The sequence below is a fragment of the Kitasatospora purpeofusca genome (assembly GCF_034043715.1).
GTDB lineage: Bacteria > Actinomycetota > Actinomycetes > Streptomycetales > Streptomycetaceae > Kitasatospora > Kitasatospora purpeofusca_A.
In genome coordinates, this window is the sequence record NZ_JAXCLC010000050.1 from 50,684 (window position 1) to 66,125 (window position 15,442).

Here is a 15,442-nt window from a genome sequence, read left to right on the forward strand (position 1 = left end):
CGTTCTGACGGGTCGGTGGCGGGCGGGGGTGGTCGGGGGCCGGCTCTGCCCGGTCGCGGGAACCATCGATCGTTAGGTGACAACGGGGGGCCCGCACGGGGCCCGCCGGGCCGTCCGGAGGGGGCCAGGGATGAGCGTGGAGGAGACCGCCGGTTCGGCGGGCAGTGGTCAGGGTGACGGGCAGGCTCCGGAGGTGGCGGCCACGGCCACGGCTGCCGGGGACCGCGACGCCGATCGAGGCGCGGCCAGCGGCGAGGACGGCAGTAAGGACGGCAGTAAGGACGGCAGTAAGGACGGCAGTAAGGACGGCAGTAAGGACGGCGGTAAGGACGGCGAGGAAGACAGCAGTAAAGGCGGCGATGAAGACGGCGGTGAAGACGGTGGTGCGGACGAGGACGGCAAGGGCGGGCGCGGGAAGGCGAAGAAGAAGCGGCCGTTCTGGCAGGAGCTGCCGATCCTGATCGGCATCGCCCTGCTGCTCTCACTGGGCATCAAGACCTTCTTCGTCCAGGCGTTCTCCATCCCCTCGGGCTCGATGCAGCACACGCTGGAGAAGGACGACCGGGTCCTGGTCGACAAGCTCACCCCGTGGTTCGGCGCCGAGCCGGAGCGCGGGGAGGTGGTGGTCTTCAAGGACCCGGGCGGCTGGCTGGACTCGGTGCCCCGGGTCAAGGGCAACGCGTTCGTCGAGGGGATCCGGACGGCGCTCGGCACGGTCGGCCTGCTGCCCTCCGACAACGAGAAGGACCTCATCAAGCGGGTGATCGCGGTCGGCGGCGACACCGTCGAGTGCCGGGAGGGCAGCCCGGTCAAGGTCAACGGCGCGGCGCTGGACGAGCCGTACCTGTACCCGGGCGCGACGCCGTGCGGTGACGCGCCGGTGGGCACGGTGACGGTGCCCGAGGACCACCTGTGGGTGATGGGCGACCACCGCAACGACTCGCGCGACTCGCGTTTCCACGTCAACGAGCCCGGTGGCGGGTTCGTCCCGGTGAAGAACGTGATCGGTCGGGCCTTCGTGATCGCCTGGCCGCTGTCGCGGTGGGACACCCTGTCGGTGCCGGACACCTTCGACCAGAAGGGTCTCGCGGCGGGGGCCCCGGACGGCCTGGGTGGGCGGGGCGGGGAGGGGCCGGCCGAGCCTTCGGCGCCGGAGGCCGCGCTGGTGGCCGCGGCCGTCCCGTTCGTGCTGCGGCAGCGCCGCCGGGCGGAGCGGACCGAGCACGCGGAGCAGACCGAGCGCGCGGAGCAGACAGAGCGGGCGAAGCGGACCGAGCGGAACGGGCGGGCGGGGGACGCCGACCGCTGAGGTGATGCCGAGGGCCGGGTGCCCGTTGCCGTCGCACGAACCCGCCGCCGTCTCCGCCCCGGTCCTCCCGGGGCCGGGGCCGGCGGCGGACCGCTGGGTGGGCCGGCCGTGGGGTCGGCCATGCGACCGGCCGAGGGGCCGGTCAGGCCGGGCCGTGCCAGCCGGGGGGACGGCCGTAGCGGGCGAGGAAGAGGTCGACGCCGGCCCCGATGGTACGGGCGAGTTCGGCGTCGTCCACCGGAGTGGCGGGGGCGAAGGTGTGTACCAGCTGCGGGATGCCGACGGTACAGGCCACCAGCTGCTGGACGGCGAGCTTGGGGTCCGGCACGTGCAGTTCGCCCTTGGCGGTGAGGTCGGTGAGCATCTCGACCAGCGGGCCGTTGTTCATGTCGTAGGTGACCAGGTACCAGAGCTGGCCGAGCTGCGGGAAGCGGTCGATCTCGCCGATCACCAGGCGGCGCAGCAGCATGATCTCGGGGCGCAGCAGGATGCGGGCGAGCTCGGTGGTGTGCCGGACGAGGGCCGTGCGCAGGTCCGGGGCGTCGGCGAGGGCGCGGGCGGGCGGCGTCAGGTCGGCGTAGGTCTTGGGCAGCACACCGCTGACGACGGCCAGGAACAGGCGCTCCTTGCTGCCGAAGTGCTTGTAGATGGTGGCCTTGGAGACGCCGGACCGGTTGGTGATGACGTCCATCGAGGCGGCCGAGTACCCCTCGGCGAGGAACTCCGCGAGGGCGGCGTCGATGATCGCCTGGCGCTTGCGGGCCGCGGCGTCGCCCGGTGCCGGGATGATCGGCATCCCGTACTCGTCGGTGGCGTCCTGGCGCTCGGCTCCCATGCGTCCGTCCTTCGTCCTTCGTTGGGCTGGGAAGGGGGCTTCCCTAACAAGGTGGGCTACTGCGACGGGATGGTACCGACCGTTTGGGGTGGTAGTGACCGGTCCGGGTGATTGGACCGTTCAGTATAGGAACTGAACCGTTTGGTACGCAAAGCCCGCGAGGGCCGGACCTGCGGCGACGCCGGCCGGGAAGGCCAGATTGAACAGGCCGATCGCGCCGCCCCGCCGCTCCGGCGCGAGCCCGCCGACCGCCGAACCCGTGAGCACCCCCTGCCCGCCGGCCGTCACCAGTGAGCTGAGTGCCGAGCCGAGCAGCACGACCGGAGGCCACGGCGCGAGGGCCGCCGCGGCGGCTGCCGCCGCCGAACCCGCCGCCAGCAGCACCCGGACCCGTCCCGTCCCCAGGGCCGGGGCGAGCCGCACCAGCTGCCAGGAGAGCAGCGCGCCGGCGAGCGCCACGGAGGCGACCGCGGCGCCGGTGGGCAGCGGGCCCCAGCCGGTGAGGGCGGCCACCCGGCGCGGGGCACCGTACACCAGGGCGAAGTTGACGGTGGCGAGCGCGAGCATGAGCAGTGCCGGGCGGCGGAAGCCGGCCCGCCGCAGCAGGCCCAGCGGAAGGGCGTCGCGGAACCGCCCGTCGGCTGCCTCCGGCCGGGTGGGCCGGGAGCGCCCGGCCGGGCGCAGTACGGCGGGGAGCACCGCGAGGGCGAGCAGCGGCATGACCAGCGCGGCCCGCCAGCCGAGCAGCTGCGCGGCGCCCGCGCCGACGAACAGGCCGATCGTGCCGCCGGCCGCGTTGCCGATCGCGACCAGTCCGGTGGAGCGGCCGGAGCCGTCCCGGCCGGCGATCCGGAAGGCGGCGACGGTCAGCCCCGCCGCTCCGGCGGCCTCCACCGCCCGCCCTGCCGCCAGCGGCAGCAGGGCGGAGGGCGAGGCGAGCACGATCGCCGCGCCGAGGGCGACCAGTGCCGCGCCGGCCCGGACCAGGGCGGCGGTGCCGCGCCGCCCGGCGGTGCCGGCCAGCAGTGGGGTGCCGGCCAGCAGGCCGAGGCCGTACGCGGTCATCAGCCAGGCCGTCGAGGCGGTCGGGACGTGCAGGGCCCGGGCGGCGGCGGGCAGGGCCAGGCTCGGCCCGGAGATCCCGCTCGCGGCGGCGGCGATCAGCAGCGCGGCGGCCGTCGTCCCCGGCGCCCGCCGGCCCGGCACGGTGGTGGCAGGAACGGGGGCGGCGGTGCGTGCGGAAGCGGTGGGGGCCGGGGCGAGGACAGGGACGGGAACAGGGACAGGGACGGGAACAGGGGCAGGGGCGGCGGTGCGCGGACGGGCCGGTGCGGCGAGCCGGGCCGGGAGGGTGCTCATACCGGCATCCGGCCCATCAGGCCGCGCGAGAAGTCCTGCTGGGCCCGGTGGAGCTCGGCCACCGTGTTCATCACGAACGGCCCGCTGCGGGCGACCGGTTCGCCGATCGGCTCGCCGGCCAGGACGAGCACCTCGGCGGGCCCGTCCACGGCCCGGACCGTGAAGCCCTCGCCGTCGTGGTCGAGGACGGCGAGGTGGCCGTCGGGCAGCGGGACGCCCGCGGTCTCGGCCCGGCCGCTCAGCGTGTGGAACGCGGCGGTGTGGTGGGCCGGTGCGGTGAAGGTCGCCGAGCCGCCGGCCGCGAGCCGGGCGTGCACCACCAGGAGCGGGGTGTGGGTCTCGAAGGGCGCGGTCGTGCCGTGGGTGCTCCCGGCGAGCACGGTCAGCTCGGCGCTCTCGGCGGTGCGGACCACGGGCAGGTCGGCGGCCTCGGCGTTCTGACTGCGCGGCGGTACCCCCTTGAGCCGCGCGGGCAGGTTCACCCAGATCTGCAGCATGTGCTGGCGGCCGCCGGCGGCGAGGAACTCCGGGGTGGGCAGGGCCTCGTGGACGATGCCCGAACCGGCGGTGAGCCACTGGACCCCGCCGGCGCGAACCACGGCCCGGTGGCCCCGGGAGTCGGCGTTGGCGATGTCGCCGTCGATGACGTACTGGATCGTCTCGAAGCCTCGGTGCGGGTGCGGGGGAGCCCCCTTGGCCTCGCCGGGAGCGAGGTCCACCGGACCCACCTGGTCGACCATCAGGAAAGGGTCGAGGAAGGGCAGTTCAGCGGTGGGGAAGGGGCGGCGGACGGGGAAGCCCGCGCCCTCGAAGGTGTGGAACGGGGGGACGACGCGGGCGACGGAGCGGCCGGCCGCCCGGGCGGTGTTCACGGGTGTCATGGTCATGGGTCGACTGAACTACACCATTCAGTTCAGTGTCAAGACTGAACAGTTCAGTTGACAAGGTGAACTGGTCCGTCTAGTTTTCTCGGTGTCGACCCCGACAGTCACCACAGCACCGCCAGCCACATCACTGGCAGTCACATCACCCTTGAGGAGCACGTCATGACCGCGTCCAAGATTTTCGCCATCTCCGGTTCGCTGCGCGCCGACTCGCACAACACCCGGCTGCTGAAGGCCGCCCAGAAGTTCAACCCGGGCGGCCAGGAGATCGAGATCTACGAGGGCCTGCGCGAGATCCCGCCGTACGACCTGGACCTCGACACCCCCGAGCTGCGCCCGGCCGTCGTCGAGGACCTCCGCCGCAGGGTCGCCGAGGCCGACGGCCTGCTGATCGCCACCCCCGAGTTCAACTACTCCATCCCCGGCGTGCTCAAGAACGCCATCGACTGGCTGAGCACCGACTGGACCCGCACCGAGGGCCTGCCGCTGCACCGCAAGCCGACCGCCATCCTCGGCGCCGCGCCGACCAACTTCGGCACCGTCCGCGCCCAGCTGGCGCTCCGCCAGGTCTTCGTCTGGACCGAGACCGACGTCGTGGTGAAGCCCGAGGTCATCGTCTTCCGGGCGCACGAGCGCTTCGACGAGGAGGGCAACCTCACCGACGAGATCACCATCGGCCTGCTCCAGGGCCTGCTGACCGCGCTCCAGGAGAAGATCGACGCCAAGGCGGAGCGCACGGCCCGCGGCTGACCGTCCGGCAGTAGCACCGCACTTACTACGGGGGAAAGAAGAGATGTCCGACCACAGCACACCGGCACCGAGCACGACCACACCCGCCGCCGAACCCGCCACCGTCCCGGTCACCGTCCCGGTCACCGTCCCGGTCACCGCCCCGGTCACCGTCACCGCCGCCCACCTGGGCACCGCCACCGTCCTGTTGCGGATCGGCGACCTGACCGTCCTCACCGACCCGGCCCTCGACCCAGGACCGGCCGACTACCCGGCGGCCCGCCCGCTGCGCCGCACCGCGGGCCCGGCGCTCACCGCCGACCGCCTGCCGCCGATCGACCTCGTCCTGCTCTCCCACGACCAGCACGCCGACAACCTCGACCCGACCGGCCGGACCGTCCTGGCCCGCGCCACCACCGTGCTCACCACGCCGGAAGCCGCCGAACGGCTCGGCGGAGCGGCCGAGGGACTGGCGACCTGGGAGAGCCGTCGGATCACCGCCGGCGCCACGACCGTCACCGTGACGGCCACGCCCGCCCGCCACGGGCCGCCCGGCACCGAGGAGGCCACCGGCCCGGTCACCGGCTTCGTCGTCGAGTACGAGGGCGGCACCCTCTACCTCTCCGGGGACACCGTCCGCCACGACGCGCTGGCGGGCATCGCCGAACGCTTCACCGTGGACACCGCCTTCCTGCACCTCGGCGACGCCCACTTCCCCTCCACCGGCGACCGGGCGTTCTCGATGAGCGCCCGCGAGGGGGCCGAACTCGCCCGCGTCCTGGGCGCCCGCACGGTGATCCCGATCCACTACGAGTCCTGGGAGCACCTCGGCGAGGACCCGGCCGCCATCACCGGCGCCTTCTCGGCCCCCGACCTGACCGGCCGGCTGCGCCTGCTGGCCCCCGGCGTCCCGGAGTCGCTGTGAACGGCCCCACCGCGCACACCGGCGTGCGCCACCGCACCGTCCGGATCGACGGCCTCCCGGTCTTCTACCGCGAGGCCGGCGACCCGAGCCGGCCGACCCTCGTCCTGCTGCACGGCTTCCCCACCAGCTCGGCGATGTTCCGCGACCTGATGCGCGACCTCGCCGACTCCTACCACCTCGTCGCCCCCGACCACGTGGGCTTCGGACAGTCCGCCACCCCACCCGTCGGTGAGTTCGACTACGGCTTCGAGAAGCTCACCGAGTACACCCTCGCCCTGCTGGACGCACTCGGCATCGACCGGTTCGCCCTCTACATCCAGGACTACGGCGCCCCGATCGGCCTGCGGATCGCCTCGCGCCACCCGGACCGGGTCACCGCCCTGATCAGCCAGAGCGGCAACGCCTACACGGAGGGCTTCACCCCGTTCTGGGACGTGCTGTTCGCCCACGCCGGGGACCGCGCCACCCACGAGCCCGCCGTGCGCGAGCTGCTCACCGCGTCCGCCACCCGGTGGCAGTACACCCACGGTGTGCCCGCCGACCGGCTGGACCGGCTCTCCCCGGACACCTGGACGCTCGACCAGGCCGGACTGGACCGCCCGGGCAACCGGGAGATCCAGCTCCAGCTGTTCTGGGACTACCAGTTCAACCTGGACGGCTACCCGCACTTCCAGGAGTACTTCCGGACGCACCGGCCGCCGGCCCTGGTCGTCTGGGGCCGCAACGACGAGATCTTCGGCCCGGCCGGGGCCGAGGCCTTCGCCCGCGACCTCCCGGACGCCGAGATCCACCTGCTCGACGCCGGGCACTTCGCCCTGGAGACGCACGGCCCGGAGATCGCCGCGCTGATCCGGGACTTCCTCGGCCGCCGGCTCTGAGCCGGGACGTCCTCGGCTTCGGCCGCCGGCTGTGACCCGGGGACCGGGCCGGGCCCGGCCCCCGGATGCCCCGGGACCCGTCCGTCCCTCCGCGACAGGGGTGCGGAGGGACGGACGGACAGCGAACGGCGGGCGCCCGCGAAATCCGGGGCCACCCGGATGGGATTGGCCCTGGCCCGGTGGCGGCCGACGCGGCCAGGATGGGGGGATGAGCGACTTCCACCACGGGCTGCGTCCCGAGAGCCGGATCGTCCACCCGCCCGTCGAGGAGGTGGTCGGAAGCCGGCCGCTGGGCGTGCCGATCCATCAGGGCCACGTCTTCGCGTTCCCCGACGGCGACGCGCTGGCGGAGGCCTTCGCGGGACCCGACGGGGCCTTCCTCTACAACCGGCTGGGCAACCCGACGGTCCGTTCGCTGGAGCGCGCGGTGGCCGGACTGGAGGGCGGCAGCGGTGCGCTGGCCGCCTCCTCCGGAATGGGCGCGATCAACACCGTGCTGCTCGCCCTGCTCCGCTCCGGGGACCATGTGATCGCCCAGAAGAGCCTGTACGGCGGCACCTTCGCGGCCCTGGCGGACCTGGCCGCGCGCTGGGGAGTGGCGGTCACCCACGTCCGGGGCGACGACCCGGAGGAGGTCCGCGCCGCGCTGCGGCCCACCACCCGGCTGCTGTACCTGGAGACGGTCTCCAACCCGACCGCGCGGGTCACCGACCTGCCGGCCCTGATCGGCGTCGCCCGGCAGGCCGGGGTGCTGAGCGTGGTGGACAACACCTTCACCACCCCGCTGCTCTGCCGCCCGATCGAGCACGGGGCGGACGTCGTGGTCCACTCGGCCACCAAGTACCTGGGCGGCCACTCCGACGTGCTGGCCGGGATCGCCGTCTTCGCCGACGCCGCGCTGCACCACCGGGTCTGGGAGCACGGCGTCGAACTCGGCGCTTCCCTCGACCCGTTCGCCGCCTGGCTGACCCTGCGCGGCATGCAGACCCTCGGCCTGCGGATGCGCCGCCACTGCGAGTCCGCGCTCGACCTGGCCGGACGGCTCGCCGCCCACCCGGCGGTCACCGCGGTGCACCACCCGGGCCTGCCGGGCCACCCGGACCACGAGCTGGCCGGCCGGCTGCTGCCGGAGGGCCAGGGCGGGGTGTTCGCCGTCGACCTGGCCGGCGGGCGCGAGGCCGCGGGGGCGTTCGTCGGCGCGCTCCGCCTCGCCTCGCTCGCGCCCTCCCTCGGCGGGGTGCACACCCTCGTCATGCACCCGGCCAGCACCTCGCACCGCCAGCTCTCGGACGAGGAGCTGGCCGCCGCGGGCATCGGCCCCGGCACCGTTCGGCTCGCCGTCGGCATCGAGCACCCCGAGGACCTCTGGGCCGATCTGGAGCAGGCCCTGGGCAAGCTCTGAGCGGACACCGAGCCCTCCTTGCGTGTCGGGCCCGCTGCGCCCGGGACCCGCTACGCCCGGGGCGGCGGCCGGAGCCTCGGCCGGGCCGCCAGGACGGCGATGTCGTCCTCCGCCGGGTGCCCCGAGGCCGGGCCGAGGGCGTGCAGGGCGGCGTCGAGCAGGTCGTCCAGCGGGCCGGTGACCGGCAGGCGCAGGGCGGCCAGCCGGGCCAGCGAGGCATCGATGTCCTCGCCGCGCCGCTCCACCAGCCCGTCCGTGTACAGCAGCAGGGTCTCGCCCGGCAGCAGGGCCCGGGTGGTCTGTTCGTAGCCGCCGACCCCGGTGCCGAGCGGCGGGCCGGTCGGGAGCCACAGCAGTTCGGTGGGCCGGCCGGGCGCGACCAGGGCGGGCGGGAGGTGGCCGGCGGAGGAGAAGGTCCACCGCCGCCGGCCGGGGTCGGCGAGCGCGAGCAGGCAGGTCGCGGGGCGGGCGGACTCGTTGGCGGCGATGACGGTGTCCAGCTGGCGCAGGATCCGGTGCGGCGGCAGGTCCGTGCCCGCGACCTCGCGCAGGGTGGAGCGGTAGTTGCTCATGTCGACGGCCGCCTCGACGCCGTGTCCCATCACGTCGCCCATGACCAGCAGGGTCCGTCCGAACGGCAGCCGGACGGTCTCGTACCAGTCGCCGCCGACCACCGAGCTGCTGCCGGACGGCAGGTAGCGGGAGGCGAGTTCGAGGTTCTGGTGCGGGTGGCCCGGTTCGCTGAGCAGGGCGCGCTGGAGGTCGAGGGCGATGCCCTGGGAGCGGCTGTAGCGGCGGGCGTTGTCGATGCCGGTCGCGGCCCGCGCGGCGAGGTCGCCGACCAGCACCGCGTCGTCCGGGCCGAAGTCGGGGGAGGCGGCGGTGCGGGCCAGGGTCAGCAGGCCGGCCAGCTCGCCGCGCGCGGTGAGCGGCACCACCAGCAGCGAGGTGACCCCGGCGGCGTGGAAGACGGCCGCGGTGTGCGGATCGGGCGCCGCCGCGGTGAGCTCCTCGGCGCTGCGCGGCGCGAGCAGCACGGCGACCCCGGAGGCCAGGGCGCGGGCCGCCACCGACCCCTCTCGGTGGCGCACCGACTCGCCGGGCCGGGCCAGCGCGCCGACGTCCGGGCGCAGCGCGGCCGTGGCGGCCAGTCCGGCCCGGTGGAAGCGCAGGCCCGGTGCCCCGCCGGGCCGGGTGGCGGTGTCCGGCGGCAGGACGTCGACGGTGGCGAGTTCGGACAGCCGGGGCACGGCGAACGCGGCGAGTTCGGCGCCGGTGGTGTCGATGTCGAGGGTGGTGCCGATCCGCTCGGCGGCGGCCTCCAGGAGGGTCAGCCTGGTCCGGGCCCGGGTGAGTTCGCGGCGCAGCTCCTGGACCGGGTCGGGGTCGTCGAGGACGGCCACGATCACCCCGATGACGCGGCCGCCGGCGGTGAGCGGCCGGTAGCGGACCCGCAGGCCCGCCGGGACGGGCGCGCCCGGGCCGTCCGGGCCGCCGGTGGCGCGCTCGCGGTCGCGGCCGTCGTCCAGGACCAGGCGCAGCGTGCCGACGGCGTCGGCGAAGGCGGTGTCCGGGGCCGGGCGGCCCAGCAGGTCGGTCCGGCGCAGACCGGTGACGGCCGCGAAGGCCGCGTTGAGGTACTGCCAGCGCAGTTCCGTGTCGAGCAGGGCGACGCCGGCCGGCAGGGCGTCGAGCAGCTCACGCAGGAGGTCGGGCCGGTCGCTGTCGGTAGTGTCCGGGTCGCTCCCGGAGAGCGCCGCGACCGCCGCCGTGAGCGCGGTGGTGTCCGCGTTCGTGGGGGTGCCGCCGTCTCCTCCGTCGCCGTGCCGGAACCGCATAGGTCCATGATCATGCTCCGCGGCGCGGCTCGCCCAGGGAGGGGCGCATCCTTGACCGGTCGGCGGGATTCCGGTATCGGGGCGGCCCGGGCCCGGTCGCGGCGGTTCCAACGCCCGGTCGCGGCGGGTTCCAGCGCCCGGGTGCGGCGGCGGCGCCCCGGCGGCGGTGACAGCGGCAGGACGCCCCGGCGACGGTGACAGCGGCCGAACGCCCCGACGACGACGTCCCGTCACCGTCACCGTCACCGCCGCCGCCGGGGCGCGCCTCGGTCAGGCCGCGGTGAGCACGACCAGCTGCCGGGTCGCCCGGGTCATCGCGACATAGCGGTCCACGGCGCCGCCGACGCCCTCGCCGAAGCCCGCCGGGTCGACCAGGACGACCAGGTCGAACTCCAGCCCCTTCGCCAGCCGCGGCGTGAGCGCCCGGATCCGGCCGCTCGCCCGGAACTCCTCGCGGCAGGTCGCGCCGAACTCCGTCGCGAAGGCGGCGTCGCCGATGACGCAGGCCGTGCCCTCGCTGTGCGCGGCCAGCCAGTCGGCCAGCACACCGTCCAGGTCGGCGAGCCGGCCGCGGGTGACCGGCACCCCGCTGCGGCGCACCGAGGTGGGGACGTTGGCGTCCGGCAGGGCGGCCCGGATGACCGGCTCGGCCTCCGCCATGACCTCCTCCGGCGTGCGGTAGTTGACGCTCAGCGAAGCCACCTCGGCGCGGTCGAGGCCGACCCGGGCCAGCCGCTCCTGCCAGGACTCGGTGAAACCCTCCCGGGCCTGGGCCCGGTCGCCGACGATGGTGAAGCTCCGGGACGGGCAGCGCGCCAGCAGCATCTGCCACTCGGCGTCGGTCAGTTCCTGCGCCTCGTCCACCACGATGTGCGCGAACGGCCCGGCCAGCCGGTCCGGGTCGACGGCGGGCAGGGAGCTCCCGTCGACCAGGGTGTCCTTGAGGTCCTGGCCGCGCAGCATGGCGACGGCCCCCTCACCGTCGTGGTCGGAGTCGAGGATGCTGGTGATGACGTCGGCCATCCGGTCGCGTTCGGCGGCCAGGGCGATCTGCTCGCGGCGCTTGCGGCGGGCGTCCGCCGGGTCGCCGAGCCGCTGCCGGGCCGCGTCCAGGATCGGCAGGTCCGACACCGTCCAGGCCTGCGGCTCGGCCCGCTGCAGCCGGCGGACCTCCTCGCGGCTGAGCCAGGGGGCGCACAGCCGCAGGTAGGCGGGCACCGTCCACAGGTCGCCGACCACGTCGGCGGCCTCCAGCAGCGGCCAGGCCCGGTGCAGGGCCCCGACCAGTTCCCGGTCCCGCCGCAGTGAGCGCAGGAACAGTTCGACCGGGATGTCCGCGCCGCCCTTCAGCTTGGCGAGCAGGATCTCCGCCAGCTCCGCCCACACCTGCTCGCGCGCCTCGTTGTGCGGGGTGCCCGGGTCGGGGGCCGTGAAGGCCTCGGCCCAGTCGTCGGGGTCCAGCCGGACGTCGTCCCAGTCGGTCGCGACCGTCATGCCCTCGGTGGGCGGCTCCTCGTAGATCCGCACGGCCTGCTCCACCGCCCGCACCATGTCCGCCGTGGCCTTCAGCCGGGCCACCTCCGGGTCGGGCTCGGCCGTCGCGCCCGCGCCCTCGGCGACCAGGTCCCGCACGGTGCAGGTCTGCACCCCCTCCTCGCCGAGGCTGGGCAGCACGTCGCCGACGTAGTCGAGGTAGGGCTGGTGCGGACCGACGAAGAGCAGGCCGCCGCGCCGGTGACCGAGGCGCGGGTCGGAGTAGAGCAGGTAGGCGGAGCGGTGCAGCGCGACCACGGTCTTGCCGGTGCCGGGGCCGCCGTCGACGACCAGCGCGCCGCGCGAGCCGGCCCGGACGATGGCGTCCTGGTCGGCCTGGATGGTCGCGAGCACGTCCCGCATCTGCGCCGAACGGCTGCCGCCCAGCGTGGCGATGAACGCCGACTGGTCGTCCAGGGCGGCGTGCCCCTCGAGCCCCTCGGCGGCGAACACCTCGTCCCAGTAGTCGGTGATCCGTCCGCGGGTCCAGCGGTAGCGGCGGCGGCTGGCCAGGCCCATCGGGCCGGCGTGGGTCGCGGCGAAGAACGGTGCGGCGGCGGGCGAGCGCCAGTCGATCAGCAGCCGGCGGCCCTCGGGGTCGGTCAGGCCGAGGCGCCCGATGTACACCGGCTCCGCGCCGTCCGCCGGGACGATCCGCCCCAGGCACAGGTCCAGCCCGAAGCGGCGCAGGGCGCGCAGGCGGCCGGTCAGCCGGTGGACCTCCAGGTCCCGGTCCATCGCGGCCCGGCCGGCGCCGCCGGGTGCGCGGCGGGCGGCGTCGAGGCTGTCGGAGGCTTCGGCGATCGTCCGCTCCAGGCTCTCCGCGACGGCCGCGAAGTGCCGCTCGTCCGGGCCGACCAGGGCCGGGTCCGCCTTGGCGGCGAGACGGTCGGGAAGGTCGAACACGCTGGTGGTGGGGGCGGTCATGGCAGCGGTTCCGATCCGTGGTTCCGGCTGAGGCTGGTGCACTGAGCAAAACTCCAGGGGTTCGTTCCGGGCTTAGGTGGACGATTGTGCGGCAGGACCGGGGCCTTGCGGCAAGGCCCCCCGTGCGCTATACGTTGAGAGTGGCAAGAGGAGTGTGACGTCTCCACCGCTCCCGCCACTATCTTCGCTCCTCCGCTCCCTCTTCTGCGTTCCGTTCTTCTGCGTTCCGTCGGCGCCGGCCCCGGGCGGATTCCCGCCGGTGGGCGGTGTGACAACGGGTCATACTGGCTGGTGCCCAGGTGCGTGCCCCGGCGCCGCCCGCCCGGCGTGATCCGAAACACGCCCCGGGCCGGGCGCCGACCGGCGGCCCCGGGAGAAGCGCCCAGACCGGAGGACCTGATGAGCCGCGACCTGCCGACCACCGTTCCGCCGGGCCCCGCGCCGGCGCAGCCGTGGAACCGGCAGCGGCTGCGCAGCAACAACGAGTGGCTGCTGCTCGAACGGCTGCGCCTCGGGGGCCCGTCCTCGCGTGCCCAACTCGCCCGTGACACCGGCCTGTCCAAGCCCACCGTCTCCGCCGCGCTGGCGGCCCTCGAGCAGGCCGGGCTGGCCCGCGAGGCCGGTCGTTTCGTTCCCGAGCGCGGGCGGACCGCCGTCCTGTACGAGCCCGACCCGCTCGCCGGGCACGTGCTCGGCGTCGACATCGGCCGGGCCCGGCTGCGGGTCGCCGTCGCCGACCTCGCCGGGGACATCGTGGCCCGCCGCGACGTTCCGAACAAGGGGCGGACGGCGAACGCGGTGGCCGACGCCGTGGTGGCCGCGGCCCGGGAGACCATGGCCGAGGCCGGGGTCGTGGCCGCCGACATCGTGCACGCCGTGGTCGCCACCCCGGGCGTCTGGGACGAGGAGCGGCGCGGCGTGCGGTACGCCACCAGTCTGCCCGGCTGGGGCAGACCCGGACTGTTCGACCGGATCGCGGCCGGGCTGGAGACCACGATCACCGTCGGCAACGACGCCAACCTGGCGGCGCTCGGCGAGTACACCCTGGGCGCCGGGCGGGGGAGCGGCAGCCGGATGTTCGCCTACCTGGTGGCCGGGACCGGCCTCGGTGTCGGCGTGGTCAAGGACGGCGAGCCGCTGCTCGGCGCCCACGGCGCGCTCGGCGAGGTGGGCCTGGTCCCGCTCCCGCCGCACCCCGACGGCACTCCGGGCGGCACCGTCGAGCAGGTCGCCGCGGCGGAGGCGGTCGTCCGGACGGCGCTGGACCTCGGCATGACGGGGCCGGTGACCGCCAAGCAGGTCTTCGACCGGGCCCGCGGCGGCGACCCGATCGCCGCCGCCGCCGTCCACCGCACGGCCGGTCAACTCGCCTACGCGCTCGCCGTGGTGTCAGCCGTCCTCGACCCGGACCTGATCGTGCTCGGCGGCGGCATAGGCGGTAGCGCGGACCTCCTGCTCGAACCCCTCGGCCAGGCCCTGCACCGCCTCACGCCGATGCGGCCCACGCTCGCGGCCAGCCGCCTCGGTGAGGAGGCTGTCCTGCTCGGCGCCGTCGCCACGGCGCTCGACCTCGCCCGCCCCGAGGTCTTCGAGCGCCTCTCGTCGCCGACGGACTGAGCCGCCCGCGGGCCGTCCGCGGGCCCGGTCCGTCCGTCTGTCGCCCGGGAGGCCCGCCGACCTCGGGGGATGCGGCGGGCGAGGCCCTCGGCGGCCCGGATATCCTGGGCGTATGAGCGAGAACCTTCCCCCGTGTCCGCAGTGCGCCGGCGAGTACACCTATGAGATGAACGGCCTCATGGTCTGCCCGGAGTGCGGCCACGAGTGGGCACCGGGCGAGGCCGCCGGCGACGGCTCGGCCGCCGGGGCCGGTGAGCGGGTGGTCAAGGACTCGGTCGGCAATGTGCTCACCGACGGCGACACGGTGACCGTCGTCAAGGCGCTCAAGGTCAAGGGCAGCGCCTCGGGCATCAAGGCGGGTACCAAGGTGCGCAACATCCGCCTGGTCGACGGCGTCGACGGCCATGACATCGACTGCCGGATCGAGGGCTTCGGCGCGATGCAGCTCAAGTCGAGCGTGGTGAAGAAGGCCTGAGCGCAGCAGCCCGGGTGCGGCGGTGCGTGATCGGGCCGGCCGGTTGATCGACGCTGTGTGATCGCCAGGTCTCGATCTGCTTACAAGTGTTTGAAGTATGTACAGACTGTGTGACAGGACTGATTGACTCACGCTCCTCTTCCAAGTGGAACGGAGCGTTCACGTCCATGCCTTCACGGATGCGCGGCGGTCGTCGCGGCCTGGCCGCCGTCGCCGGACTCGTCTTCACGGTCGGTCTCGCCCTGACGGGCTGTGACCCGACGGCGGCCGACACCGCCACCGTCGCGGTCACCACCCCCGCTGCCCCGGTCGCGGTCACCACCCCGCCCGCGCCCGCCCCGGCCGTCACCACCCCGGCCGCCGTACCGGCCCAGACGCCTCCCCCGGCGCCCGCGCCGACCGCCGTCGTGCCCGAACCGACCAAGCCCGCCGCCGAGCCCGCGCCGGTCGTCCCGGTCGCGCCGACCACCGCCCCGCCCAAGGCCCAGCCGACGCCCAGCAAGGCGACGCCCGAGCCCAAGGCGACCACCGCCCAGCCGCCCACCGACCCGACGCCGGCCGAGACCAAGCCCGCGGCCGCCGCCGGTGACTGCGAGATCAAGTCCAACGCGGGCAACTGCTACAAGGCCGGCCAGTTCTGCCGCGACGCCGACCTCGGCCGCACCACCCACGAGGCCGGCGGCCGCGTGATCACCTGCCGCATGGTCAGCGGCAAGCCGCACTGGCAGGCC

Annotated in this window: 13 protein-coding genes; 8 read left to right on the plus strand and 5 right to left on the minus strand. The window is 74.9% G+C overall.

Features of this window, described 5'->3' with window-relative positions:
* Positions 1-130 precede the first annotated feature (130 nt).
* Positions 131-1,309: a signal peptidase I gene (lepB, locus tag SM793_RS24180; protein ID WP_320440382.1), complete on the plus strand. Its 1,179-nt coding sequence runs from the start codon at positions 131-133 to the stop codon at positions 1,307-1,309.
* Between the two features lie 142 nt (positions 1,310-1,451).
* On the opposite strand, the gene SM793_RS24185 is transcribed toward lepB, so the two are convergent.
* From SM793_RS24185 to SM793_RS24195, 3 genes are all read right to left on the minus strand, one after another.
* Positions 1,452-2,144, minus strand: a complete 693-nt coding sequence (locus SM793_RS24185; RefSeq protein ID WP_320440383.1) for a TetR/AcrR family transcriptional regulator — start codon at positions 2,142-2,144, stop codon at positions 1,452-1,454.
* A 120-nt stretch (positions 2,145-2,264) separates the two neighbouring features.
* Positions 2,265-3,503, minus strand: a complete 1,239-nt coding sequence (locus SM793_RS24190) for an MFS transporter (RefSeq protein ID WP_320440384.1) — start codon at positions 3,501-3,503, stop codon at positions 2,265-2,267.
* The gene (locus SM793_RS24195) at positions 3,500-4,390 is read right to left on the minus strand and encodes a pirin family protein (RefSeq protein WP_320440385.1); all 891 of its coding nucleotides are present in this window, start codon (positions 4,388-4,390) and stop codon (positions 3,500-3,502) included. The genes SM793_RS24190 and SM793_RS24195 overlap by 4 nt, the downstream gene beginning before the upstream one ends.
* Positions 4,391-4,549: 159 nt before the next feature.
* Between SM793_RS24195 and SM793_RS24200 the strand changes: the two genes are divergently transcribed.
* The 4 genes from SM793_RS24200 (at position 4,550) to SM793_RS24215 (ending at position 8,321) form a co-directional block, all read left to right on the plus strand.
* Positions 4,550-5,137, plus strand: a complete 588-nt coding sequence (locus tag SM793_RS24200; RefSeq protein ID WP_320440386.1) for an NADPH-dependent FMN reductase — start codon at positions 4,550-4,552, stop codon at positions 5,135-5,137.
* A 43-nt stretch (positions 5,138-5,180) separates the two neighbouring features.
* Positions 5,181-6,041 carry an MBL fold metallo-hydrolase gene (locus SM793_RS24205; protein ID WP_320440387.1) on the plus strand — a complete coding sequence of 287 codons (861 nt, stop codon included), beginning with the start codon at positions 5,181-5,183 and terminating at the stop codon, positions 6,039-6,041.
* Complete coding sequence (locus SM793_RS24210) at positions 6,038-6,919, plus strand: alpha/beta hydrolase (RefSeq protein ID WP_320440388.1); 882 nt, start codon at positions 6,038-6,040, stop codon at positions 6,917-6,919. The genes SM793_RS24205 and SM793_RS24210 overlap by 4 nt, the downstream gene beginning before the upstream one ends.
* A gap of 208 nt (positions 6,920-7,127) precedes the next feature.
* Positions 7,128-8,321: an aminotransferase class I/II-fold pyridoxal phosphate-dependent enzyme gene (locus SM793_RS24215; RefSeq protein WP_320440389.1), complete on the plus strand. Its 1,194-nt coding sequence runs from the start codon at positions 7,128-7,130 to the stop codon at positions 8,319-8,321.
* 50 nt (positions 8,322-8,371) lie between these two features.
* Here the strand turns inward: SM793_RS24215 and SM793_RS24220 are convergent, their stop codons facing one another.
* Both SM793_RS24220 and helR read right to left on the minus strand, forming a co-directional pair.
* Entirely contained in the window at positions 8,372-10,159 is a 1,788-nt protein-coding gene (locus SM793_RS24220) for a SpoIIE family protein phosphatase (protein ID WP_320440390.1), read from the minus strand.
* A 270-nt stretch (positions 10,160-10,429) separates the two neighbouring features.
* Positions 10,430-12,619, minus strand: coding sequence for an RNA polymerase recycling motor ATPase HelR (gene helR, locus SM793_RS24225; protein WP_320440391.1), 2,190 nt, complete (start codon positions 12,617-12,619; stop codon positions 10,430-10,432).
* A 399-nt stretch (positions 12,620-13,018) separates the two neighbouring features.
* Here helR and SM793_RS24230 point away from each other — a divergent pair, with 399 nt between their 5' ends.
* The 3 genes from SM793_RS24230 to SM793_RS24240 all read left to right on the plus strand — a co-directional run.
* Positions 13,019-14,236, plus strand: coding sequence for an ROK family transcriptional regulator (locus SM793_RS24230; RefSeq protein WP_320440392.1), 1,218 nt, complete (start codon positions 13,019-13,021; stop codon positions 14,234-14,236).
* Between the two features lie 112 nt (positions 14,237-14,348).
* Positions 14,349-14,711 carry a zinc ribbon domain-containing protein YjdM gene (locus tag SM793_RS24235; RefSeq protein ID WP_320440393.1) on the plus strand — a complete coding sequence of 121 codons (363 nt, stop codon included), beginning with the start codon at positions 14,349-14,351 and terminating at the stop codon, positions 14,709-14,711.
* Between the two features lie 167 nt (positions 14,712-14,878).
* The coding region (locus SM793_RS24240; RefSeq protein WP_320440394.1) for a hypothetical protein at positions 14,879-15,442 on the plus strand (564 nt) is incomplete at its 3' end.